Genomic DNA, 22,539 nt, shown 5'->3' on the forward strand with positions numbered 1-22,539 from the left:
TCCCTTTCACGATGGGGGAAAAATCCGCGCCGACGGTGACGCGACGGACACGGTTAGCAGCTGCGGAGGAACCGGTCGAGAACCCGCACGCCGAACTGTAGTCCGTCCAGTGGAACCCGCTCGTCGATGCCATGGAACAGGCCGGAGAAATTGAGGTCGGCGGGCAGCCGCAGCGGCGCGAAACCGAAGCAGCGGATGCCGAGTTGGGCGAACGCCTTGGCGTCGGTGCCGCCGGAGAGCATGTACGGCACCGGGCGGGCGCCCGGGTCTTCGGCGCGCAGCGCGGCGGACATGGCGTCGACCAGGTCGCCGTCGAAGGTGGTCTCCAGTGCGGGCTGGCGCTGGATGTACTCGATGGCGATGTCCGGGCCGACCAGCTCACGCAGCTGCCGCTCCAGCAGCTCCGACTGCCCGGGCAGGCTGCGGCAGTCGATGGTGGCGGTGGCCCGGCCCGGGATGACGTTGTCCTTGTAGCCGGCGTCGAGTCGCGTCGGGTTGGCGGTGTTGCGGATGGTGGCGCCGATGATGTTGGCGATCGGGCCGAGCTTGGCGATCGCGGTCTCCGGGTCGTCCGGGTCGATCTCGATGCCGAGGACCTCGGAGACCTCCGCCAGGAACGCGCGCACGGTGTCGGTGACGACCACCGGGAAACGGTGCCGGCCGATCCGTGCGACCGCCTCGGCGAGCGCGACGACCGCGTTGTCGTCGTGCACCATCGAGCCGTGGCCGGGGCGGCCCTTGGCGTGCAGGCGCAGCCAGTCGAGGCCCTTCTCGGCAGTCTCGATCAGATAGAGCCGCTGCTGCTCGCTCACGGAGTACGAGAAGCCGCCGACCTCACCGATCGCCTCGGTGCAGCCGTCGAATACGCCGCGGTGCTCGCGGGTGAGGTAGTGCGCGCCGTAGTCGCCGCCGGCCTCCTCGTCGGCGGTGAAGGCGAGCACGATGTCCCGCGACGGGCGTACCCCGGCGCGTTGCCAGCCGCGTACCACGGCGAGCACCATCGCGTCGAAGTCCTTCATGTCGATCGCGCCGCGGCCCCACAGGTAGCCGTCGCGGATCTCCCCGGAGAACGGGTGCACCGACCACTCGTCCGGGTCGGCGGGCACCACATCGAGGTGGCCGTGCACCAGCAGCGCGTCCCGCCCCGGGTCGGTGCCGGCGATCCTGGCGAGCACGTTGGCCCGGCCCGGCGCGGACTCGTGGATCTCCGCGTCGACCCCGGCCTCGGCGAGCTTCGCCGCGACGTACTCCGCGGCGCGCCGCTCCCCGACGCTGGTGTCGTTGTCCCCGGTGTTGGTGGTGTCGATACGCAGCAAATCGCGGCAGAGGTCCACGACCTCGTCGGTGGGGTCCGGTCGGGCGGGGGCGGCGTCGCTCGTCATCGCTTCTTCATACCAGCCGGCAGTGTCGGTCGGCCCGCCCCCGTCCCCACGTGGTTTCGCGGATCGTGTGTCCGGGTACCGCCGCTGACACGTCCCCGCACCGCCCGGCGGGACGCCAGACCCCGCGACCCCCCGCCGGCCTCAGTCGAGGAGGTCATCTTGAGCGTCCCCCTGCTGCCGCTGCCGCCCGGCGGCGACGAGGCGTACCGGCCGGGCGGTCGGAACCTGGCCGAGATCGTGGCCGGGGAGCACCGCGCGCTGCTCGGCCTGGCCGGGTGGCTCACCGGGCCGGACCTGCCGGCCGGCCGCCGCCGGGAGGTGCTCGACGTGCTCACCGCCGCGCTGTCCCGGCATCTCTCCGCCGAGGAGCAGTACCTCTTCCCCGCCGTGCGGGCCGCCGCGCCGGAGAGCGCGGAGCTGGTGGACCGGGAGATCGCGGCAGACGCCGCGCTGCTCACCGCCCTGAAGGGACTGTCCGGGCCGGAGGACCCGGCGGTGGCGGACCTGACCGATCGGGTGGGCGGGCACGTCGACCGGGTCGCCGCGCTGGTCACGCGGCTGCGTGCGGTGGCCACCGAGGTCGAGCTGATCCGGCTCGGCAACCGGTGGGAGATCGCCGAGGAGGCGGCACCGACCCGGCCACACCCGGACACCCCGGCCACCCCGCCGTGGAACAAGGTCGTCGAGCCGGCGCTGGGCGTGCTGGACAAGGTCCGCGACGTGGTGACGGGGCGGCGTACCCGCCTGTCGGACCCGGCGCGGCGCCGGGCGCGCTGAGCCAGGCCCGAACCACCGCGGACCGGGCGCCGACCGATCCAGGTACGCCGATGCCGTGCGGGCTCTTCCGCATACCGGGCCACGGTCCTACCGTCACCGTATGAATCTGGAGCTGCGACACCTGCGGGTGGTCCGCGCGATCGCGGAGACGGGGAGCGTCACCAAGGCGGCCTCGACGCTCGGCCTGGCCCAGCCGGCACTGACCGCCCAGCTCCAGCGCATCGAGCGGGTCCTCGGCGGCCCGCTGTTCGAGCGGGACCGTCGCGGTGCCCGCCCCACCGCGCTCGGCGAACTGGTGCTGGACCGGGCCCGGGTGCTGCTCCCGGCGATGAAGGGCCTGCAGGACGAGGCGGCCCGGCTGGCCGGTGCGGGGGACTTGCTGAGCCGGTACCGGTTCGGCGGGGTGAACAGCCCGATCCTCGGCCGGCTGGTGCACCGGCTCGCCGCCGAACGGCCGGACGTGGGGATCACCACGTACGCGTCCTGGTGGGTGGACGAGCTGGCCCAGCAGGTGGCCGGCGGCCGGCTCGACTTCGCGTTGACCGGGGTCTGCGGGGACGCCAGCCCGTCGGCGGCGTTCGGGCTGACCTGGCGGGAGGTGGCCGTCGACCCGGTGTTCGTGCTCCTGCCGCAGCACCACCCGCTGGCCGACCGCGACGAGGTGCGCCTGGCGGACCTGCGGCGCGAGCAGTGGGTGGCCGCGCCGGGGGACGGATGCTTCGGTGACTGCTTCGCCGCCGCCTGCGCCCGCGCCGGGTTCACCCCGCGCAAGGTCTACGAGACGGACGTACGCGGCTGCGTGGACCTGGTCGACGCGGGCGAGGGGGTGGCGCTCTGCCAGGCCACCTTCCGGCCGCCCGCCGGACTGGTCACCCGCCGGCTGGCCGGGGCACCGCTGCGCTGGCGGCTGCTGCTGGGCTGGCACCCGGACGCGCCGGCCGCCCGGGTGGCCGAGACGGTGCTGGAGACGGCGGTGGCCGCGTACACCGACGCGCTGGCGAACCATCCGGACTACCTGGCCTGGCTGCTGCGGCATCCCGACTTCGGCGCGCAGGCGACGGTGGCCGGTGGAGTGCGAAGCGCCTGATCGCGGGTATCAGGGCGGCATGACTGATCTGTACCCCGCCGCGGAGCAGCGCGAGCTGCTGCGCCAGGCGGCCGCCGTGCACACCGCCGCCGCCGAGGACGTGGAGGCCTTCCTGCGCCGGCTGCCGGAGGTGCCCGAGCCCGCCGACATCACCGAGTACGCCAACCTGCTCAGTCGGGAGGAGCGGGCCCGCGCCGACCGGCAGGCCGCCGCCGACGCGGCCGGTCTGCAACTGCCCAGCATGGAATCGGAGTGACCGATCCACGGCACCCGGGACGCGTCCCGGGTGCCGTGGGTGACCGGCTCAGCGTTCGATCAGCACGTCGTGGCCGAGGTCGAGCAGGGAGTGCCGCCACTCGTCGTCGGCGTTGCCCCGGCTCGGCCGCTCCGCCGTCAACGCGCGGATCCGGTCGATGGCGTCCCGCATCACCTCGATGTCCTCCGGAGTCAGATCCACCTTGCGCTTGGTCAGCACGGCGAGGATCTGCCGGCCCGGCTCGGGCAGGTCCAGGTCCGGGTTCGGCCCGAACGCGTCCTCCCCGGAGCCACGGGTGAGCAGCCACTGCCGCAGCTTCTCGGAGGGGACGTTCACCTCGGCGTGGAAGTCGTCCCAGATCACCTCGACCTCGGGGTCGAGTCGCTGCTCGCGTACCATCAGGCCTCCTCTCCCGACGGCGGCCCGGACGGCGTCGGGTCGCCCTCACCCTGGTCGGTGTGCTGCTTGAGGCCCTCCGGCGGCACCTTCACCCGGGACGGGTTGGCCGTCGGGGGCGCGACGATCGGCTCGCTGCGCTCGGTGTCCTCCCGGGCCTCCTCGGGTTCCGTCATGCCCGCCCTCCGGTCCGTCGGGGATGGAACCTGGCCGCGCTTCGCGGACGGCACGGCACCACGCCGCTCATCGTGGATGGGACGTCGCGGCGGCGGTGTAGCCGCGCTCGCCCGCGGCCACCTCGATGGAGAGCTGACCGTCCTGCGCGTCGACGGTGACCCGCTGCCCGGGAGAGACCCGGTCCTCCAGCAGCATCCGGGAGAGCCGGTTGTCGACCTCCCGCTGGATCACCCGGCGCAGCGGGCGGGCGCCGAACTCCGGCTGGTAGCCGTGCTCGGCGAGCCAGTCCACCCCGGCGGTGGTGAAGTCGACCTGGATGTCCTGGGCGTGCAGCCGGCGGCGGGTCTCCTCCAGCAGCAGCTCGGTGATCTGGCGCAGCTGCTGCGCCTCCAGGCGCTGGAAGATGATGATCTCGTCGATCCGGTTGAGGAACTCGGGCCGGAAGTTCTCCTGGAGCCGACGCATCAGCCGCTCCCGCAGCTCGGTGGCCTCCTGCTGGCCGGGGGCTCCGGTGGCGAAGCCGACCGTACGCTGGGTGCCGGTGATCATCTCCGAGCCCAGGTTGCTCGTCATGATCAGTACGGTGTTCTTGAAGTTCACCGTCCGGCCCTGGCTGTCGGTGAGCCGGCCATCGTCGAGCACCTGGAGCAGGATGTTGAACACGTCCGGGTGCGCCTTCTCGATCTCGTCGAGCAGCACCACCGCGTACGGGCGGCGGCGGACCGCCTCGGTGAGCTGGCCGGCCTCCTCGTAGCCAACGTATCCGGGCGGGGCGCCGACCAGCCGGCTGACCGTGTGCCGCTCCTGGAACTCGCTCATGTCCACCCGGACCATCCGGTCCGCCTCGCCGAAGAGCGCCTCGGCCAGGGCCCGGGCCAGCTCGGTCTTGCCGACCCCGGTGGGGCCGAGGAAGAGGAAGCTGCCCATCGGCCGGTTCGGGTCGGCCAGGCCGGTACGCGAGCGCCGGACCGCCTCGGCGACCACCTGGACCGCGTCGTCCTGGCCGATGACCTTCTCGTGCAGCTGTCCCTCCAGGCGCAGCAGCCGGTCCCGTTCCTCCTCGGTGAGCTGGTTGACCGGGATGCCGGTGGCCCGGGAGACCACCTCGGCGATCTCCGTCGGGCCGACCGTCGGCACGTTCTCCGGCTCGCCCTCCCCCTTCGCGCGGCCGATCTGATCCTCCAGTTCGGACACCCGGTCGCGCAGTTGGGAGGCCCGCTCGTACTGCTCGTCGGCGACCGACTGGTCCTTGTTGCGGCGTACCTCGTCGAGCTGCCGCTCCAGCTCCCGCACGTCCTCGGCGGGGGTCCGGGTACGCAGCCGGACCCGGGCGCCGGCCTGGTCGATCAGGTCGATCGCCTTGTCCGGCAGGTAGCGGTCGGTGACGTACCGGTCGGCGAGCTCGGCGGCGGCGACGAGTGCCTCGTCGGTGAACCGGACCTGGTGGTGCGCCTCGTACCGGTCCCGCAGGCCGCGCAGGATGGTGACGGTGTCCTCGACGCTCGGCTCGGGCACGAAGACCGGCTGGAACCGGCGGGCCAGCGCGGCGTCCTTCTCGATGCTGCGCCGGTACTCGTCCAGCGTCGTCGCGCCGATCACCCGCAGCTCGCCCCGGGCGAGGGCGGGCTTGAGCATGTTGGACGCGTCCATGCCGCCCTCGCTGCCGGCGCCGCCCGCGCCGACCAGGGTGTGGATCTCATCCAGGAAGATGATCAGCTCGTCGCGGTGCGCCCGGATCTCGTCGATCACCTTCTTCAGCCGTTCCTCGAAGTCGCCCCGGTAGCGGGTGCCGGCGACCAGGCCGGGCAGATCGAGCTGGATCACCCGCTTGCCGATCAGGGTCTGCGGCACGTCCCCGTCGCAGATCCGCTCGGCCAGCCCCTCCACGATGGCGGTCTTGCCGACGCCGGCCTCGCCGATGAGCACCGGGTTGTTCTTGGTCCGCCGGGACAGGATCTCCACCGCCTGCTCGATCTCGTCCGCCCGGCCGATCACCGGGTCGATCTGGTCCATGCGGGCCAGTTCGGTGAGGTCCTGGCCGTACTGGTCGAGGGTGGGGGTGCCCCGGTCCGGCCGCGGGTTGCCCCCACGTTCCGCACTGGCCGCCTGCAACGACTCGGGCTGGATCCGACCGGCGGCGAGCATCCGCCCGGCCGGCGACTCCGGGTTCAGCGGCAGCGCCATCAGGATGTGCTCGGGGCCGATGTAGTTGGCACCCATCGCCCGCGACAACTGGTGGGCGTCGAGCAGCGCCCGCTTGGCCGCCGGGGTGAGCGACAGGTTCGGCGGCACCTCGCCCCGGGGCGCCCCGTCGCCGCGCCCGCCGAGGGCGTTGACCAGGGCGTCCGGGTCGGCGCCGGCACGGCGGACCAGGTCGCGCAGCGGCTCGCGTTGCAGCGCCGCCCACAGCAGATGATCGGTGTCCAGGTCGTTGCTGTGCTTCTGGGCGGCCCGCCGGGCCGCGTCGGCGAGCATCTCCCGCGCGTCGGCGGTCATCAGCCGGGTGATGTCGACCCGGTGCGCCGGCCGGCGTCCCCCCTCGCCCCGGCCGAAGTACCGGGCCAGGAACTCGTCCCACGGGTCGGAGCCGAAGTCACCGGGTCCCATCATCTCTGTCCTCCGCTGCTCGGGCGGGCACGATCACCGAGACGACCTGGCGCGGCACGGCCGCCGGGGCGACTGGCGCGGCACGGTCGGCCGTGGCTACCCGGCGGTCGGCGCGACAAACGCGGGCGGGTCGGGCGCGGGATGGCGGCCGGCCCGGTGGCAGGCTGTGGGACATGGACACCAGGGCGCTGCTGATCGTCGACGGGGCGAACGTGGTGGGCTCGCGACCGGACGGCTGGTGGCGGGACCGGGCCGGGGCGGCGACCCGGCTGCGTGACGCGTTGGTGCCGCTGGCCGAGGGAGGCGTAGCGCCGGAGCTGCCACCGCCGGTGGAGGTGGTGCTGGTGGTGGAGGGGGCCGCGCGGGGCGTACCGGCGGTGCTGGGGGTGGGGGTGGTCGCCGCACCCGGTTCCGGCGACGACACCATGGTCGAGCTGGTCGCGGCGGCGGCCGACCGCCGCCGCGTCGTCGTCACCGCCGACCGCGAGCTGCGGGCCCGGGTGGGCGCGTTGGGCGCCGAGGTGCACGGCCCGCGTTGGCTGCCCTGGGACCGCTGAGCGCCGCCGGCCGACCCGAGGTACGCGACGTGGGGCGGCCCGTGAACAGGACCGGGTGACTCGCGAGCGGGACCCCGCGCGGCCGGGCCGGAGGGCCTCCGCGCACGTCAGCCCCGTAATCGGGCAGCCGGGCAGAAATACCGCGAGGGCGGATGTTCGTCCACCCGTCCGGATGGGATGTAATGGAGATCTCCCCGCCCCCAGGAGGTCCCCGTGGCGAGCGTCGCCGAGCTGAAGGCAGCCATCGATGTCGCCCTCCAGCAGATAGGTGACGGGCAGTCAGCCGTGCAGGCGGCCGGCGAGAAGCTGGCCGAGGCGCAGCAGACCCTGGCCGGCGCGCTGGAGGGCAGCGGGCACGAGACGGTCGAGGCGGCCCAGGCGTCGCTGACCCAGGCCAGCCAGGAGCTCGAGGAGTGCCTCGCCGCCACACTTGTCGCGGTCGAGCAGGCGCAGCTCTACGTCTCCACCCTCTAGGGGCCGGCCGTGTCCATCGTCGAGGACATCGGCGCGCAGGTCCGCGCCGCCGCCGACGAGCTGCCGCTCGCCCAGCTCGCCCTGGCGCTCGAGAAGTTCGGCCAGGCCACCGAGCGGCTGCGCTGGGTTCGGCAGGAGTCGGCCGACCCGATGGGCGTGCCGGAGCTGTCCGCCGCGACCGAGCACGCGGAGACCGCCGGGTACGCGCTGCGGGTGGCCCAGGAGCAGCTGTCCGGGTACCTGGCCGCGATCGGGCTCGCCGCCGACGGGGCGCCCGCCCCGCAGGCCGACGGCCGGCGGCCGAAGCACGACGCGCCTCGGGGTGACGCGCCGCCGACCCCGGGCGGCGTACCGGAGCAGGGCGAACAGCCGACGGCGCGGCGCTGGTGGTCGGTACGGGTGGCGGAGCTGACCGGCGGCCGGGAGGGCCCGCCGGACGAGCCGGACGAGCGGGTCGACGACTCCCGGGAGCTGCTGCGCCGGGTGGTGACCGGGATCCGCTCGGGTGACCGGGACCGGCTGCACCGCGAGCTGCGCCGGGCGCACGCCGACGTGGGGCTGGGGTTGGCGGCCGTCGCCCCGCCGCTGCTGCGCGACCTGGCCGGGGAGTTGCTCGGGCACCCGCCCCGCGCCGACGACCTGGGCCGGCTGCGCCGCGAGCTGGACGGACGGGTCCGTGACCTGCTGCCGGGACTACCGCCGCCGGTGCTGGACACCCTGCTCACCCGGGTCTGCCGGATGCCCCCGCCCCGCCGCGCCGAGGACCAGGAGCACCCGCACGCCGCGGATCCGGCGGTCACCGCCGGGGTGGTCGCCGGGGTGCTGCTGGACCGGCTCGGGCGTGACCTGCCGAAGGACGCGGAGGAACGGGAACCGTCCCGGGGTACGCATGGCTGACGTCCGTACCCAACTGGTGTCGCGGGTCCGGGGCCTGCTCTCCGAGGCCCTCGGCGCGGCCCGGAACCGGCTGGCCGACGCCGACGCCGACCTGGCCGCCGGCCGGGAACGGCTGGCCCGGGTGCGGCGGGCCGCGGCGGCCGTACCCGAGCGGGTGGGCGAGGCCCGCGACGGCCGGCTGGCCGAGATCGATGCCCGACACAGCGCCCGGATCGCGGGGCTGGTCCGGCGGGCCGCCGCGGCGGCGGAGCGGGAGGCGCCCGGCGCGGCGTCCGCGGCGTGGGACCGGTGGCGGGTCACCCCCGCCGACCGGGCCGAGCTGCCCGGCGTGGTCCGCGTCGGGTCGGTACGCATCCCCGACGCCGAACCGGTGCCGGCGCTGGTGCCGCTGCTGGACGCCGGTCACGTGCACCTGGCCGGCAGTGACCGGGAGGGCATCGCCGCGCTGGTGCCGGCCCTGCTGCTGCGCTCGCTGGGACGCGCCGAGCCGGGCACCGTCCGGCTGTTCGGATACGACCCGGAGCACCTCGGCGGCGGCCTGGCCGGGTTCGCCCCGCTCGGCACCGCCGGGCTGCTCACCTTCGTCGGCCCGGGCGGGCTGGGCCGGCTGCTGGACGACCTGGTGGAGCAGATCCGCCGGATCAACGAGACCGTGCTCGCCGGCGAGTACGCGTCGCTGCGCGAACTGGCCGCCGCGACCGGCCGCCGGCCGGAGCCGTGGCGGGTGGCGGTGCTGCTCGGCGGCGACGAGCTGTCCCGGCATGAGCGGGGCCAGTTGGACCGGGTGGTACGCACCGGGGCGGCCTGCGGCGTGCACCTGGTGGTACGCGGCATGGCGGTGCCGGAGGACCCGACGGTGACCCGGATCGCGGTGGAGCCGGGCGACGCCCGGATCGCCGGGCTGCCGGTCGTGCTCGACGAGCCGCCCCCGGCCGGGCTGGTCACCGAGACCTGCCGGGAGGTGGCCTCCCGGGTCAACGCCGGTCCCCCGCCGGCGCCCTTCACCGACCTGCTCCCGCCGCCCGAGGAGTACTGGCGGGAGGACTCGGCGCACGCGCTGAACGCGCCGATCGGCGAGGGCCGACACGGCCGGCCGGTGCTGCTGACCCTCGGCGACTATCCGCCGCACGCACTGATCGGTGGCCCGTCCGGCACCGGCAAGACCAACCTGATCTTCGCCTGGATCGGCGCGCTCGCCGCCCGCTACTCCCCCGCCGAGCTGGAGTTCTATCTGCTGGACTTCAAGGAGGGGGTGTCCTTCGCCCGGTTCGCCCAGGGCCGGCGGGACCCGAGCTGGCTGCCGCACATGCGGCTGGTCGGGATCAACGTCAACACCGACCGGGAGTTCGGCCTGGCCCTGCTGCGCTTCCTCGCCGAGGAGCTGCGCCGCCGGGCGGACGCGGCCAAGAAGCACGAGGTCACCAAGCTCGCCGAACTGCGGGAGGTGGACCCGACCGGGCGCTGGCCGCGGATCGTGGCCGTGGTGGACGAGTTCCAGGCGCTGCTCGCCGGCCGGGACGTGGTCGCCCGGGAGGCCGCCGACCTGCTGGAGGACCTGGCCCGGCGGGGCCGCTCGCAGGGCATCCACCTGGTGCTCGCCTCGCAGGACGTTCGCGGCATCGAGGCACTGTGGGGGCGCCCGGCGCTGGTCGCCCAGTTCACCCTGCGGATCGCGCTGCCGAAGGCGCTGCGCATCCTGGCCGAACGCAACGACGCGGCGCAGTCGCTGCCCCGGCACCACGCGGTGGTCAACGCCGAGTCGGGGCTGGTCGAGGGGAACCAGGTGGCGCGGATCCCGTCGGCCGGCGACTGGGAGACGTGGAGCGAGTTGCAGCACCGGTTGTGGCGGATGCGCCCGCAGGACGCCTCCCCGGCCCGCCTCTTCGACGGCGACGCGATCCCGCGGCTCGGCGACGCGCCGGACTTCCGCGCGCTGGCCGTCCCGGAGCAGGGGGTGCCGCGCAGTCCGGTGGCCCTGCTCGGGGAGATCATCGACGTGCAGGCCCGCTCGGCGGCGCTGCGCCTGCCCCGGGCGCCCGGCCGGAACCTCGCCGTGCTCGGCACCCGGGTGGACGAGGCGTGCGCCGTGCTGGACGCGGCCGCCCGCTCCCTGGCCCGGCAGCACCGGCCGGGCACCGCCCGGTTCTCGATCGCCTGTCTCGACCCGGACGCCGACCCGCCCGCCCGCGCCCTCTACGAGGACCTGGCCGACGACGCCGCCTGGTACGACGAGGAGACCGTGCCCGAGCTGATGGCCGAGGTGGGCGACGGGCTCGGCGCGCCGGGCACCCCGCAGAGCCCGCACTACCTGCTGCTGTACGCGGTCGACGCGGCGGCCGGACAACTCGCCGGGAAGGCGGGGCGGCGGACCGGGCTGGAGCAGTTGCGCCGGATCCTGCACGACGGGCCGGAACGGCGGACCCACGTGCTGGCCTGGTGGCGGGGGGTGGCCCGGATGCGGGCGGACCTGGGCGGCCCGGCGGCGCGTACCGACCAGATCGGGGCGTGGGTGGCGCTCGACGTGCAGGGCGCGGAGCTGGGTTCCTCGCTCTACCCGGGCAGCGGCGGGCCGGACTGGTATCCGCGCCCGTGGCGGGGCCTCTACTTCGACCGGGCGGTGCACCGCACCGGGCAGGTGATCATCCCATATGGTCCGTCCTCATGAACGAACCGGTGACCAGTGAGACGTACGCGGCACAGCTCCGTCGGCTCGCCGAGCTGACCACCCGGGTGGCCGCCCAGCGCACCGAGGCGCACACCTGGTACGCGCAGCAGTGCGCCGCCGCGGACCGGGCCGTGGCCGAGGCCACCGAGCAGGTCCGCCGGGCCGAGGCGGAGGCGGCCGAGGCTCGGGAGCTGGTGGACCGGGTGGACGCCGAGGCCGGCCATCTGTGGGGGGAGCTACGGTCCCGGGTGCGTTCCGGCGGGCGGCTCGGCGACCCGCCCGGACCGGCCCGGGACGCCACCGGCGACCCGGTGCCCCGGCTGCACGGGGTGCGGGACCTGCTGGACCGGATCCGCCAGCGGGGCGAGCTGCCCGGCTCGGCGAACCCGCTGCTGGTGGGCTGCGGGGTCGGCGGGTCGATCGTCGCGTACGCCCTGGGGGCGGCCGCGCGGGCGCTGGGCACCGGTTCCGGCGGGGACCTGGCGGTCGGGATGCCGGTGTTGGCGCTGGTGGTGACGCTGCTCGGCCCGCTGGTCGGGCTGGCACCGGCCCGCCTGCTGGCCGACCGCCGCCACGCCGTGCTGGCCCCCCGCCCGATCACCGTGGTGATCGCCGCCGGCCTGCTGACCACCGTCCTCCTCCTAACCCTCACCCGCTGACCCGCCCCGCCCGTCCCCACCCCGGGGGCGGGGTGTCAGGCGGGGGTTAGGACGGCTTCTCTGAGTAGGCGGCGGGTCAGGACCAGGCGGTCGGCGTCGTCGTCGAGGCCGGGTAGGTCGCCGACTCGGGTCACCTCGCCGGTGAGCACGGCGCGCAGGGCCGGCTCGCAGGTGCCGGGCAGGGTGATGGTGCGGTCGAAGAGGCGTAGCGCCACCCGGCCGGCGTCTCCGGTCGGGGTGAGCTGCCAGCGTAGGCCCTGCCGGGGGCCGACCCGGCTGTCGGCGGTCAGCGCGGCCAGCGCGGCGGCGTGGGCCAGCGGCCGGATGGGTGCCGGGCGGCTGGCCGGCCAGGCCCGGTCCCGCAGCCGGGCGGCCACCGCGGCCGGGTCGGCCCGCAACAGCCAGTCGCGCAGCGCCTCCACCGTCTCGGTCAGCTCCGGCTCGATGGCGTCCGGGTCGGCCAGGTCGACACCGAGGGGCAGCCCGGACCGTAGCCGGGGTTCCTCGGCGGCGAGGGCCAGCAGCTCCTCGACCATGGCGTACCGGGTGAGCGCCCGGACGCCCACGGTCAGGTGCAGGGAGCTGGACTCCTGTGCCTGGGCGCTGTGCAGCCAGCCGCGGGGCAGGTAGAGCGCGTCGCCCGGGGCGAGCACCACGTCCAGTGCGGGCCGGCCCTCGGCGGTGGCCGACACCTCGTCGGCCAGCCCGCCCCAGGGCTGCCGTTCCAGCGGGTCGGGCAGCACGGGCGGGTGGATCCGCCAGTGCTTGCGGCCGTCGACCTGGAGCACGAAGACGTCGTGCGTGTCGTAGTGGGTGGCGAAGCCCTGGCTGCCGGCCGGGGTCAGATAGGCGTTGATCTGGGTGGGCTGGGCCAGCGCGGCGGTCAGGTCGCGAGCCAGGTCGACCAGGGCCGGCCAGGTCCGGTGCAGGCCCTGCAACACCAGGGTCGCGCCGTCGGCGTACAGCTGGAGGACCATCTCGTCGAGGACCTGGTCGCCGATCTCGGCGCCGGCGCCCCCGCCGCCGGTGTAGCGCGCCGCCGGCACCAGCTCGCCGTCCTTGGCCACCCGCAGGAACGGGGTACGCAGGCCGCGCCGGCTGAGCAGTTCGTCAGCGTCGGCGGGGCTGAACAGGTCGGTGAAGCCGTTCCGGTTGGGCAGCTCGGCCGCCCGGGACAGCAGCGGGCTGCGCCCCCAGTGGTCGGCGGCGAACTTGGCGGGGTCGACGGCCGCACAACGGGCCAGGGCCGTGGGCGCGGCCGGGGTCGTGTTCACGCCCGCGACCGCGGGCGTCGCCATGGTCACGGTCGTGGTCGCGGTTGTGGAAGACGGAACCGCCGGGCGGCCGTCGCCGCCCGGCGGGTCGATGTGTGCCATGGCGGCCGGTCAGCGGGCGCTGCCGTCGGCGCCGCCGTCGTGCTGGCCGGGGGTGGCGCCACCGTCGGCCGGGCCCTCGGCGCCGCCGTCCGCGCCACCGTCCTGCTTGCCCGGGGTGGCGCCACCGTCGGCCGGGCCCTCGGCGCCCCGGTCGGCGCCCCGATCGGCCCCGCGCTCCGCGCCACGGTCGGCGCCGCCGTCCGCGCCACCGTCCCGCTGGCCGGGAGTAGCCCCACCGTCGGCCGGGCCCTCGGGGCCGCCGGCGCTGGTCTGCATGTCGTCGTCGTTGAGTGCCATGGATGCTCCCTCGGGTGTGCCCGCCCCGTCGTCCGCCGGGGTTTCTCGTGCGGCGGGTGGTACCCCACGCGCGATCATCTCTAACCACACGGTAGACGGCAGGGTCGGGCGAAACGGATGATTCGCCGGGCATCGCGGCCGGTCACCCCCGTGGAGCGCGTCGCCGCTCCGGTACGCCGACGGCCCGCCCCACCGGTACGGCGAAGCGGGCCGGGACGGTGCCGGTCACGGAATCATCTGGCCGAGGTCCTGTGGCATGTTCGACTTCACGTCCTGCCACTCGCCCTGGGTGACGTGCCGGCGCAGGGTGTCGAGCACGACCTGCACCACCCGCTGCGGGCCGCCCTCTACGTCGTACGGGAAGCCCTGGCGGACCTCATACAGGAAGTCGTCGCGGTTCAACTTGATCGGCACGTTCTCCGGTTGCCAGCCCTCGAAGTAGATGCCGCGCAGCAGCACCGGCAACTGCTGGGCGAACTCGGTGCTCTCCGGCACCGGCATCCGGTCCCGCAGCAGGTGTAGCACCGTACGCAGCGCCGCGTAGGACTGGTTGCGCTGGTCCTTCTGCCAGCCGTACGCCTGCTCGATCTCCTTGAGGATCACGTTCGTCTTGTCCAGCGAGGACTCGAACGCGGAAATCAGCTGCTCAGCCATCTGCCCACCCCCGTGCGTCGGTTTCCCAGCGTCGGTCGTCGGTGCGTCGCGGCGGCCCGCTGGGCCCCCGCCACAGCCGGGTCGGGCTGAACCGACCGGGCCGTGTGCCTCGCCGGGGCGGCTCGGATCTTCCGACCACGTGCAGCACCCCGCCGCGGCGTCGATCCGCTACGACTCGCACCGTCATGGCCCACCTCCTGTCGGCCGCGCGGTCCTCGACGGACCGCACACACCGTCCAGGCTGGCCGGGAAGCGGGTGAGCCGGCCTCACCCCGGCGGGGTGAATCCGCCCGTCAGTCGGCGCCGAGCAGCGCCTGCAAGCGCTGGCCGTTGCGCTGGGCGTAGTCCCGGTAACAGTTGTTCATGAGCACGTGGGTCTGCCCGGCCGCGCCGGCCAGCTCGCGCAGTTTCGGCGCCCAGTCCCGCAGCTCCCGGTCGGCGTAGTCGTAGCCGAACTTCTCGTGGATGTCCTTGCTGGTCCACCTGTCGCTGTGGCCGTGGAAGCGGACCACGGCCAGCTCGGCGGTGGCCGCCAGCACAGGCGGCACGGACGAGCGGTGCCCCTGCGGCATGTCGACGCAGACGTAGGTCAGCTCGTGCTCGCGCAGGAATCCCAGCGTCTCGTCGGCGTTGTCGCCGGCGAACCAGGAGGCGTGCCGGAACTCGAAGGCCGGGCGCAGCGGGGCACACCGTCGCGCCACCTCGAGCAGGTACTGCTTGTTGTCCCGCCTGAGGGTGAACCAGGGCGGGAACTGGAACAGCAGCGCCCCGAGCCGGCCCGCCTCGACCAGCGGGTCGAGGGCGGACAGGAACCGGGCCCAGACCTCCTCGTACGCCTGCGGCGGCAGGTCGTCCGGGTAGAGGTTCTTCTTCTCCGTCGCCGGGCGCAGGTCCTGGTAGAGCGCGCCGACCCGGGTCGGGTGGCCGGTGAGCAGACTGAACGCCTTGACGTTGAAGGTGAAGCCGGGCGGGGTGCGCGCCACCCACAGCCGGGCCGTCCGCTCGGCGGGCGGCGAGTAGTAGGTGGCGTCCACCTCGACCAGCGGGAACTGCCGGGCGTAGTAGTCCAGCCGTCGCTCCGGATTGTCGGCGGTCGCCGGGTACCAGCCGGAGTCGAGCAGGGTCCGGTCGGTCCACGACGCGGTGCCCACCTTGATCTCACCCATCAGGCGAGCCCACCGGGTACGGGACCGACCGGCGACCGGGAAGCGCTCAGGCCGCCCGCCGCTCCCGGTTCTGCTTACAGGTCACACAGGACGTGGCGGAGGGGAAGATCTCCAACCGCTCCACCGGGATCGGCGCGGAGCAGCCCTCGCAGAAGCCGTAGGTGCCCTCGTCGAGGCGGGTGAGCGCGTGCTCGAACTGGGCGCGCCGATCCAGGATGCTGCGCAGCAGGGACTGGGCGGTGTCCCGCTCGGCGGTCTTGGTGCCGCTGTCGGCCTGGTCGTCGCCGGCGGTGTCACCTATCTCGACCAGCCGGAGCACCTGGCTCTGCAGCACGGCCTGTTCGTACTCCGCGGTCAGCTCGTCGTATCGCGACTGGAGGGACTGCCGGATCTGGTCGACCTCCGCCTGGGAGCGGCCCGTGGCTGTCGTGTCGTGGACGAGCATCGCTGCCTGCCTTTCCTGGCGACTCACGCCGATCCGGGGCGGCGAGCGCCCCGGATGTGCTCCGATTGACGCACGGGCGTTCACCCGTGCGCTGTGAGCCGGGCGAATACCCACCTCCGCCGCGGATCAAACCGGGGACTTCTGGGTTCTTCGCCGGGGTTCGTGTCCGCTTGCGCCGGCCGGAGCGTCCCGGATGTGCCGGCGTCGGGCCGGTCGCCCGTACCCGACCCGGCACGGCGAGTTGTCCGGGTCGGATCAGGCGGCCTCGACCACGGCCGGGTGCCGCGGGTCGTCGGCCCGGACCACCACGTCGGCGAAGGAGGCGGGGACCACCTCGTCGGCGTACCGGGCGAAGGCGGGCAGGGTCCAGCGCAGCCCGGGGTCGGTCCGCCGGTCCAGCGCCGCCGGGCTCAGCTCCACGTGCACGGTGCGGTCGAAGGGCAGCCCGCCGCCGAGCAGCAGCGACCCGCTGACCAGCACCACCCCGCCGGGCGGCAGTTCGACGTGCGCGGCCCGGCTGGCCCGGTCTGCGCCGGCGTCCCAGAGCGAGGGCAGCAACCGCCCCGAACCGTCGGGGCCGGCCGGGTCGAGCACCTCCCGGCGCAGCCCGGCCTCGTCGAGCCACCCCTCGTAGTATGCGTCGGGATTGGTCCGGCCGTGTTCGAGGCGGACCGAGGCGGGCCGGAGGAAGTCGGCGGCCCGTACGTGCAGCACCGGACGCCCCGCGGCGCGCAGCGGATCGACCAGGGCGGCGGCGAGGGCGTCCGGATCGGCGGCCGGCGGACCGTCGACCGCCACCCGCAGCCGGCCGGGTACGGCGGTGTCGGCGAGCCGGTCGGCCAGCTCGCTGACGAGTCGCTCGGGGGAGATCGGACGGACGCGCATCCGACCATGGTGCCCGGCGGCCGCGGTGCTGACCACGCCGATCGGCCGGACGGTCGGACTCCTCCCGGACGGATGTGTCGGGGCGCTCAGACGGATGTGTCGGGGGCGTTCGGACCGGGTCAGCCGGCGCGGTCGATGGTGACGCGGGCGTCGTCGGCGAGCCGGTAGCCGACGCCGTAGACGGTGGTGACCAGGGGCACGTCCACCCCGACCTTGCCGCGCAGCCGGCGCACGTGCACGTCGACGGTGCGCACACCGGCGTGCTCGTAGCCCCAGACGGCGTTGAGCAACTGCAACCGGGTGAACACCCGACGGGGGTGGGCGACCAGGTGCAGCAGCAGGTCGAACTCCAGCCGGGTCAGCGGCAGCGGCTCGCCGTCGCGCAGCACGGACCGGGACGCGGCCAGGATGTGCAGGGCCGGGATGGTCGGGGTGTGGGACCGGGCCGGGGACCGGCCGGCCGGCACCGGATCGGGCCGACGCTCCGCCGGGCCGCCGGTGATCACGGCGTCGCCTCGTTCCAGCAGCTCGCGGGCGGCCTCCAGCAGCTGTTGGGCGGCCGGGGTCAGCGACTCCTCAGCGGACAGCGGGATGTTGAGGGTGACGGTGAGCACCGGCGTCGTGGTGTTGGCCGGGCGACGCTGGCCGCCGGGGGGACGACCGGGAACCGAGGGTTGGGACGTATGCCATCCGGCGCGCGACGAGGCGGGGCTGACCGACATGGTCCTCCTTGGCTGGTCCAGGTTTGTCCCCACGGCCCGGGACGCCGCTTCATCGATGCTTCCCGGCGTCCTCATGAGGGTCAAGGGGCGGCTACGTTGCGTGATTGTGACAATTGACGAACACATCGGAGCCGGATGCTCGCTCTGCGTACGAGGCCTGATGATTACAGCAGAGCGACGAGATGACCCGTTAAGGGGGGTCCCTGCCCGATTCAGTATGGCTGGTGGGGCACCGCAAACGTGAGCGCGGCGCGCCCGTCGGCCGGGCACGCCGCGCGCGGGATTCGTGCGCTCACGGCTCGCGGTCGACCAGGATCCGCGCCTCGTCGGCGAGCCGGTAGCCGACCCCGTAGACGGTGGTCACCAGCGGCGCGTCGGTGCCGAGCTTGGCCCGCAACCGGCGAACGTGGACGTCCACGGTGCGCGCCACCGCGTGTTCGTATCCCCAGACGTTGGTGAGCAGCTGCAACCTGGTGAACACCCGTCGGGGGTGTTCGGCGAGGAAGAGCAGCAGGTCGTACTCGATGCGGGTCAGCGGGATCCGCCGGCCGTCCTGGCGGACCACCCGGGTGCCGGCCAGGATGCGTACCGTGTCGGGCTCCTCCGCCTCGGCCGGCGCGGGCTGCGGCAGGGCCGGCGGGGCCGAGCGCCGCAGTTCGATCACGGCACGGCCGGCGTCGTGCTCCGCCGGCTGCGGTGCCCCCTCCCCGGTCGCGGCGAGTTCGTCGAGCACGGCGACCAGGCGGGCCAGCGCGGGCGTCGACGCGGCGGCGGCCAGGTCGACGGTGATGGTCAGGGTCGGCGCGGTACGGGGGCGGGGCGACCCGGTCCGGTACGGGCGGGCGGACATGGCGACGACGGACATTGATCCTCCTGGGCTTGCGGTCGCGCCCGCCCCGCCGAGTGTGGCGAGGCGGTCAGCGGGGCGCCCGGCCGGCGGTGACCGGGGGCGCGACGGACGAGGGTCGGAGCGACGGGGTGGGACCGAGGGTGGGCAGTCCGGCGATGCACCAGGCGGCGAACCCGCCGACCACGTCGGTGGCCCGGCGCAGGCCGAGGTCCAGCAGCGCGGCGGCGGCCAGCGAGGACGTGTAGCCCTCCTGGCAGAGAATCACCACCGGTACGTCGTAGTCGACGGCCTGGGGCAGCCGGGCCGGACAGCGCGGATCGAAGCGCCACTCCAGGACGTTGCGCTCCACAGCGAGGGCACCCGGGACGGTGCCGTACGCGGCTCGCTGGCCGGCCGGGCGGATGTCGACCAGCAGCGCCCCGCGCCGGTACGCGACGTGCGCCTGCTCGGGGTCGAGGCGGCGCAGCCGGGCGCGGGCGGCGGCGAGGATCTCGTCGATCCCCCGCGAGCCGGGCGGCGGGACCGGACAGCGCTCGGTCGGGGTCGGGGTCTGCGGCATGCTCGGGTCCTTCCGTGCGACGGGGATCAGGGATGCGGATGCGGGGCGGCTCACCAGGCGACGCCGGCCCTGGCCACGTCGGCCACCACGAGCTGCCCGGCGACGAGCCGGTAGCGGGTCATGTGGCGCAGCGCGGGCCGGTAGACGTGCACGCTGACCGCGGGCCGGTCCCCGCGATTGGTGACGACGTGCACGTGGCGGGCCCCGAAGCGCCGGCCGGCACCGGCGTCGAGCCGGTGGGGACGCAGCCGGCCGTCGCGGACCGTCTCCTCGGTGAGGGTGCCGACGACGACCCGGAAGGCGCCCGAGGATCCGCCGTGGTCGTGCAGATCGGTGCCCTGCCCGGGCAGCCAGCTCAGCGCCCACACCTCGGGCCCGTCTCCGGCGGCCAGGCGCGCGTACCACCGCTCGGTCGGGTCGAAGCGGAGCCGGACCGGCCAGCCGGCCGGGTCGGCCCAGCGGGCGGCCACGGCGAGCAGGTCGGAAGGGTCGGTGCGGGTCATCAGATTCCTTCCGTGGATACCCCGGCCTTCAGGCCGGGGAGGAAACGGAACTCCTGCGGAGCAGGGCAGGCGGAAAAACGGAGCGGACGTGCCCCCACTATAGGAGGTAAACCCTATAGGGTTAGTAGGTAATACCGGATGCTGGGACGGCCGTGCGCGTCGTGCCCCGCTCAGCGCCGGACCGGCGGCTCCACCCGGTAGCCGGGCACCGACGGCCAGCGCACGGTGAGCACCACCGAATCCCGCTCGGCGTACCAGGAGTGGTCCACGCCCCGGCCCCACACCACGTAGTCACCCGGGTCGCGCAGCACCACCGTGCGGTCCGGCAGCTCGATCCGGAACGCGCCGCCGACCAGCACCAGCAGGGCGGTACGCCGCTCACCCGTCGCCCATGCCGAACGGGCCTCCCCAGCGGGGTGCACACCCCACTTCACCTCGACCTCCGTGCTGCGCCGGACGTCGCCGGGCGGCTTGAAGTGGCCCAGCAGCCAGCCCGCGTCGGTCACACCGTCCACGGCCGCGTTGCCGACGTACACCCGATCGTCCATCCCCGACCATCCCTTCCGCACCGGCTCGGCAAGCTATCAGGGGCAAACCCGCGGAACGCGCCGGCCTGGCGTATACAGGGGCGGTGGAAGATCCCGTACCCGAGCAGATGCGCACCGCGGCCGGCGCGCTGCTGACGGCGCTCGACGAGCCGGCCCGGCAGCGGGCCCGGCACGACTTCGACGACGATGCGGCCCGCCGGTGGCTGGAGTACCGGCCCCGACCCCGGCCCGGAGTGAGCCTCGCCGACCTGGACGTCACCGCCCGTAAGGCCGCCCACCGGCTGCTCGCGACCGCGCTCAGCCCGGCCGCGTACGCCCAGGCGATGGCGGTCGTCGCGCTGGAGGAGGTGCTCGACCGGGCCGAGGGCTGGCGGCGCGGCCGGCACAGCGGCGACTACTGGGTGGCCGTCTTCGGCGACCCGGCCCGCGACGACCGGTGGGGATGGCGGATCGAGGGGCACCATCTGTCGGTGAACATGACCGTGGTCGACGACCAGGTCTCCCCCGCCCCGCTCTTCCTCGGCGCCAACCCGGCCACCGTCCGGCACGCCGGCCGGCCGGTCTCCCGGCCGCTCGGCCCCGAGGAGGACCTGGCCCGGGAGCTGCTCGACGTGCTCGGCCCGGCCGGTCGGGCCGCCGCGATCATCGCCGAGGAGGCGCCGGACGACATCATCAGCGCCACCCGGCCCGCCGCCCCCGGCCGGCTCGACCCGCTCGGCGTACCCCGGGACCGGCTCACCCCGAGCGGGCGGGCGCTGCTCGACCAGCTCGTCGCGCTCTACCTGGACCGGCTCCCGCCCGAGCTGGCGGCGCACGAGGCTGGCCGGCTGGCCGGCGGGGAGCTGCACTTCGCCTGGGCCGGACCGCCCCACCCCGGGCAGCGGCACTACTACCGGATCCAGGGCGACGACCTGCTGATCGAGTACGACAACACCACCGACGACGGCAACCACGCGCACACCGTGCTGCGCCGCCCCTCCAGCGACTTCGGCACCGACCTCCTGGCCGCCCACCACACCACCCACCACTAACCCACCCACACCCCCGCCCTGGTTGATCAAGGAGTTTGCGTCTGGCTGGAGATCGACTCCGACGCAAACTCCTTGATCAACGCCTACCGGCCCGGGGTGAGGGGGGCAGCGGCGGCGGGCTGGTCACCTCGGCCAGCACCACAGTGGAGACGGGAGGTTCGCCGAGCGTCTCCAGGCCGCTCGACTCGGCGGGCCGGCCGCGATCGAACTGGTGCATCAGCCGGGCGCCGAGCCACACGCCGACCGACCCGGCGGCCAGCGCGAACAGTTCGGCGGCCAACGCGACGCCGGTCGCGCCACGCTGCGGCGCCTGCGCCCGGATCAGGCAGGTGAGCAGGAACAGCGCCGCCATCGCGGCGTTGGCCAGGTGGCAGGCGACCGCGGTACGCAGGGCCCGGTCGGCCCGCGCGTCCCACAGGTCGACCATCCCGGCGACGGTGGCAAGCGCGGCGGCGACCAGGGCGGCGACGGCCGTCCAGTAGCCCACCTCGCCGAGGAACGCGGGGCCGCCGGTGACGTCGGCCAGGTCGAAGACGGCGGCGCTGACGAAGAGTCCGAACGGGAACGTCACCAGCATCGGTTGGATGGGGTGCCCCTGCACCCGCAGTCGGCTCTCCATCGGTCCCTCCCCGGGTCGGTGCTGTCCACCAGTCCAGGGTGCTACCCGAGGACCACCGGGGCGAAACGAGTGTCGCTCAGTTGTCCCGGGGCCGGGAGACGGTGCGGACCAGCCGCTCGGCCACCTCGCGCAGCGGAATGTCCAACGAGGAGGCGGCGGTGCGGAGCACGGCCAGGGCCTCGGGCGCCGGACAGCCGCGCTGCGTCATGATCACACCGACGGCCTGCCCGACGACGCCCTCCTCCAGCAGCGCCGAGTCGAGCTGATCGGCCCGGGCGGCCTGCCGCTCCCGGTCCCGGACGGCGGCGAGGAGCAGCCCGGCGTGCTCGGCGAACAGCATCGCGACGAGCTGGTGCCCAGTGGTGAGCGCACCGGCCGACTCGGCGTACAGGTTGATCGCGCCGATCACCTGCTCGTCCACGTCGACCGGCGCGGAGATCACCCCGCGTACGCCGAGGCCGCGGGCCCGACCGGTCCAGGCCGCCCAGCGTGCCTCCCGGCCGAGATCGGGCGCGATGATCATCTCGCGACGGCGGATCGCGGTCATCGCCGGCGTCTCCGGGCCGTGCCGGAGGTCGTTCAGCTCAGCCCGGCCGGCGTCCGAGGCGGCCACCCCGGCGGGCTCGCCCGCCCGCAGAGTGGTGAACCCGCAGCAGTCGATCCCGGGTACGGCGTCCCGGGCGATGCGGACCAGCCGGGCCAGCGCGTCGTCGAAGTCGGCGACCGCGATGAGGCCGGCGGTCAGCTCGCGCAGCAGCGCGGCGGTCTCCAGCGCCCCGAGTGTGTCGAACATGGGCTCCCGCGTGTCCAGGTTCACCGAGCCGCCCCCGCCACCCCCGCCCGCGCGACGTCCCGGTCCGGCGCCGTTGCCTGTGCCATCCGCTGTCTCTCCCTGACTCGAAGGCCCCGGCCTGCCCCGAAAGCCCCGGCCTACTACCCTCGCAGACGGG

At 74.5% G+C, this 22,539-nt stretch carries 26 protein-coding genes; 9 read left to right on the forward strand and 17 right to left on the reverse strand.

Translation table 11 applies throughout. The features are described from left to right. Window positions 1-53: 53 nt before the first annotated feature. Window positions 54-1,382: a M20/M25/M40 family metallo-hydrolase gene (locus ACIRG9_RS06615; RefSeq protein WP_402851163.1), complete on the reverse strand. Its 1,329-nt coding sequence runs from the start codon at window positions 1,380-1,382 to the stop codon at window positions 54-56. A 159-nt stretch (window positions 1,383-1,541) separates the two neighbouring features. Between ACIRG9_RS06615 and ACIRG9_RS06620 the strand changes: the two genes are divergently transcribed. The 3 genes from ACIRG9_RS06620 (at window position 1,542) to ACIRG9_RS06630 (ending at window position 3,502) form a co-directional block, all read left to right on the forward strand. Continuing rightward, on the forward strand, window positions 1,542-2,159 hold the full coding sequence (locus tag ACIRG9_RS06620) for a hemerythrin domain-containing protein (RefSeq protein ID WP_402851165.1): 618 nt from the start codon (window positions 1,542-1,544) through the stop codon (window positions 2,157-2,159). Window positions 2,160-2,259: 100 nt separating this feature from the next. After that, window positions 2,260-3,246: a LysR family transcriptional regulator gene (locus ACIRG9_RS06625; RefSeq protein ID WP_402851168.1), complete on the forward strand. Its 987-nt coding sequence runs from the start codon at window positions 2,260-2,262 to the stop codon at window positions 3,244-3,246. 19 nt (window positions 3,247-3,265) lie between these two features. Then, window positions 3,266-3,502 carry a hypothetical protein gene (locus ACIRG9_RS06630; protein WP_402851171.1) on the forward strand — a complete coding sequence of 79 codons (237 nt, stop codon included), beginning with the start codon at window positions 3,266-3,268 and terminating at the stop codon, window positions 3,500-3,502. Between the two features lie 48 nt (window positions 3,503-3,550). Here the strand turns inward: ACIRG9_RS06630 and ACIRG9_RS06635 are convergent, their stop codons facing one another. The 3 genes from ACIRG9_RS06635 to ACIRG9_RS06645 all read right to left on the reverse strand — a co-directional run bounded on the left by ACIRG9_RS06635 (window position 3,551) and on the right by ACIRG9_RS06645 (window position 6,685). Then, window positions 3,551-3,901 carry a DUF3140 domain-containing protein gene (locus ACIRG9_RS06635; protein ID WP_402851173.1) on the reverse strand — a complete coding sequence of 117 codons (351 nt, stop codon included), beginning with the start codon at window positions 3,899-3,901 and terminating at the stop codon, window positions 3,551-3,553. After that, entirely contained in the window at window positions 3,901-4,074 is a 174-nt protein-coding gene (locus ACIRG9_RS06640; RefSeq protein WP_402851176.1) for a hypothetical protein, read from the reverse strand. The genes ACIRG9_RS06635 and ACIRG9_RS06640 overlap by 1 nt, the downstream gene beginning before the upstream one ends. A gap of 67 nt (window positions 4,075-4,141) precedes the next feature. Beyond that, a complete protein-coding gene (locus ACIRG9_RS06645) occupies window positions 4,142-6,685 on the reverse strand; it encodes an ATP-dependent Clp protease ATP-binding subunit (protein ID WP_402851179.1) in 2,544 nt (847 codons plus the stop codon). A 170-nt stretch (window positions 6,686-6,855) separates the two neighbouring features. Between ACIRG9_RS06645 and ACIRG9_RS06650 the strand changes: the two genes are divergently transcribed. From ACIRG9_RS06650 to ACIRG9_RS06670, 5 genes are all read left to right on the forward strand, one after another. Next, window positions 6,856-7,239, forward strand: a complete 384-nt coding sequence (locus ACIRG9_RS06650) for a hypothetical protein (RefSeq protein ID WP_402851182.1) — start codon at window positions 6,856-6,858, stop codon at window positions 7,237-7,239. A gap of 213 nt (window positions 7,240-7,452) precedes the next feature. Further along, window positions 7,453-7,713 carry a hypothetical protein gene (locus ACIRG9_RS06655; RefSeq protein ID WP_074473389.1) on the forward strand — a complete coding sequence of 87 codons (261 nt, stop codon included), beginning with the start codon at window positions 7,453-7,455 and terminating at the stop codon, window positions 7,711-7,713. 9 nt (window positions 7,714-7,722) lie between these two features. Further along, the gene (locus ACIRG9_RS06660; protein ID WP_402851186.1) at window positions 7,723-8,610 is read left to right on the forward strand and encodes a hypothetical protein; all 888 of its coding nucleotides are present in this window, start codon (window positions 7,723-7,725) and stop codon (window positions 8,608-8,610) included. Continuing rightward, on the forward strand, window positions 8,603-11,275 hold the full coding sequence (locus ACIRG9_RS06665; protein ID WP_402851188.1) for an FtsK/SpoIIIE domain-containing protein: 2,673 nt from the start codon (window positions 8,603-8,605) through the stop codon (window positions 11,273-11,275). The genes ACIRG9_RS06660 and ACIRG9_RS06665 overlap by 8 nt, the downstream gene beginning before the upstream one ends. Then, a complete protein-coding gene (locus ACIRG9_RS06670) occupies window positions 11,272-11,934 on the forward strand; it encodes a hypothetical protein (protein ID WP_402851191.1) in 663 nt (220 codons plus the stop codon). The genes ACIRG9_RS06665 and ACIRG9_RS06670 overlap by 4 nt, the downstream gene beginning before the upstream one ends. A gap of 35 nt (window positions 11,935-11,969) precedes the next feature. Here ACIRG9_RS06670 and ACIRG9_RS06675 read toward each other — a convergent pair whose 3' ends face one another. The 11 genes from ACIRG9_RS06675 to ACIRG9_RS06725 form a co-directional block, all read right to left on the reverse strand. Further along, complete coding sequence (locus tag ACIRG9_RS06675; protein ID WP_402851194.1) at window positions 11,970-13,310, reverse strand: cupin domain-containing protein; 1,341 nt, start codon at window positions 13,308-13,310, stop codon at window positions 11,970-11,972. A 9-nt stretch (window positions 13,311-13,319) separates the two neighbouring features. Continuing rightward, window positions 13,320-13,607: a hypothetical protein gene (locus ACIRG9_RS06680; protein WP_402851196.1), complete on the reverse strand. Its 288-nt coding sequence runs from the start codon at window positions 13,605-13,607 to the stop codon at window positions 13,320-13,322. A 225-nt stretch (window positions 13,608-13,832) separates the two neighbouring features. Next, entirely contained in the window at window positions 13,833-14,261 is a 429-nt protein-coding gene (locus tag ACIRG9_RS06685; protein WP_402851199.1) for a DUF2267 domain-containing protein, read from the reverse strand. 293 nt (window positions 14,262-14,554) lie between these two features. Next, the gene (locus tag ACIRG9_RS06690; RefSeq protein ID WP_402851202.1) at window positions 14,555-15,427 is read right to left on the reverse strand and encodes a DUF72 domain-containing protein; all 873 of its coding nucleotides are present in this window, start codon (window positions 15,425-15,427) and stop codon (window positions 14,555-14,557) included. A gap of 46 nt (window positions 15,428-15,473) precedes the next feature. Further along, window positions 15,474-15,872 carry a TraR/DksA family transcriptional regulator gene (locus ACIRG9_RS06695; protein WP_402851204.1) on the reverse strand — a complete coding sequence of 133 codons (399 nt, stop codon included), beginning with the start codon at window positions 15,870-15,872 and terminating at the stop codon, window positions 15,474-15,476. A 255-nt stretch (window positions 15,873-16,127) separates the two neighbouring features. Beyond that, entirely contained in the window at window positions 16,128-16,757 is a 630-nt protein-coding gene (locus tag ACIRG9_RS06700) for a uridine kinase (protein ID WP_402851207.1), read from the reverse strand. A gap of 119 nt (window positions 16,758-16,876) precedes the next feature. After that, on the reverse strand, window positions 16,877-17,479 hold the full coding sequence (locus ACIRG9_RS06705) for a winged helix-turn-helix domain-containing protein (RefSeq protein ID WP_402851209.1): 603 nt from the start codon (window positions 17,477-17,479) through the stop codon (window positions 16,877-16,879). A gap of 292 nt (window positions 17,480-17,771) precedes the next feature. Next, a complete protein-coding gene (locus tag ACIRG9_RS06710) occupies window positions 17,772-18,329 on the reverse strand; it encodes a winged helix-turn-helix domain-containing protein (protein WP_402851892.1) in 558 nt (185 codons plus the stop codon). Window positions 18,330-18,396: 67 nt separating this feature from the next. After that, the gene (locus ACIRG9_RS06715; RefSeq protein WP_402851211.1) at window positions 18,397-18,888 is read right to left on the reverse strand and encodes a rhodanese-like domain-containing protein; all 492 of its coding nucleotides are present in this window, start codon (window positions 18,886-18,888) and stop codon (window positions 18,397-18,399) included. 50 nt (window positions 18,889-18,938) lie between these two features. Beyond that, window positions 18,939-19,391, reverse strand: a complete 453-nt coding sequence (locus ACIRG9_RS06720; RefSeq protein ID WP_402851213.1) for a cysteine dioxygenase — start codon at window positions 19,389-19,391, stop codon at window positions 18,939-18,941. 170 nt (window positions 19,392-19,561) lie between these two features. Beyond that, window positions 19,562-19,939, reverse strand: a complete 378-nt coding sequence (locus tag ACIRG9_RS06725) for a signal peptidase I (RefSeq protein WP_402851216.1) — start codon at window positions 19,937-19,939, stop codon at window positions 19,562-19,564. A gap of 107 nt (window positions 19,940-20,046) precedes the next feature. Between ACIRG9_RS06725 and ACIRG9_RS06730 the strand changes: the two genes are divergently transcribed. Continuing rightward, the gene (locus ACIRG9_RS06730) at window positions 20,047-20,970 is read left to right on the forward strand and encodes a DUF3500 domain-containing protein (protein ID WP_402851895.1); all 924 of its coding nucleotides are present in this window, start codon (window positions 20,047-20,049) and stop codon (window positions 20,968-20,970) included. A 76-nt stretch (window positions 20,971-21,046) separates the two neighbouring features. On the opposite strand, the gene ACIRG9_RS06735 is transcribed toward ACIRG9_RS06730, so the two are convergent. Further along, a complete protein-coding gene (locus ACIRG9_RS06735; protein WP_402851219.1) occupies window positions 21,047-21,589 on the reverse strand; it encodes a DUF2231 domain-containing protein in 543 nt (180 codons plus the stop codon). Window positions 21,590-21,665: 76 nt separating this feature from the next. Continuing rightward, a complete protein-coding gene (locus ACIRG9_RS06740; RefSeq protein ID WP_402851222.1) occupies window positions 21,666-22,406 on the reverse strand; it encodes a GAF and ANTAR domain-containing protein in 741 nt (246 codons plus the stop codon). Window positions 22,407-22,539: the final 133 nt, after the last annotated feature.

The organism is Micromonospora sp. NPDC093277, from assembly GCF_044765245.1.
In the GTDB taxonomy this organism is placed as follows: Bacteria; Actinomycetota; Actinomycetes; order Mycobacteriales; family Micromonosporaceae; genus Micromonospora.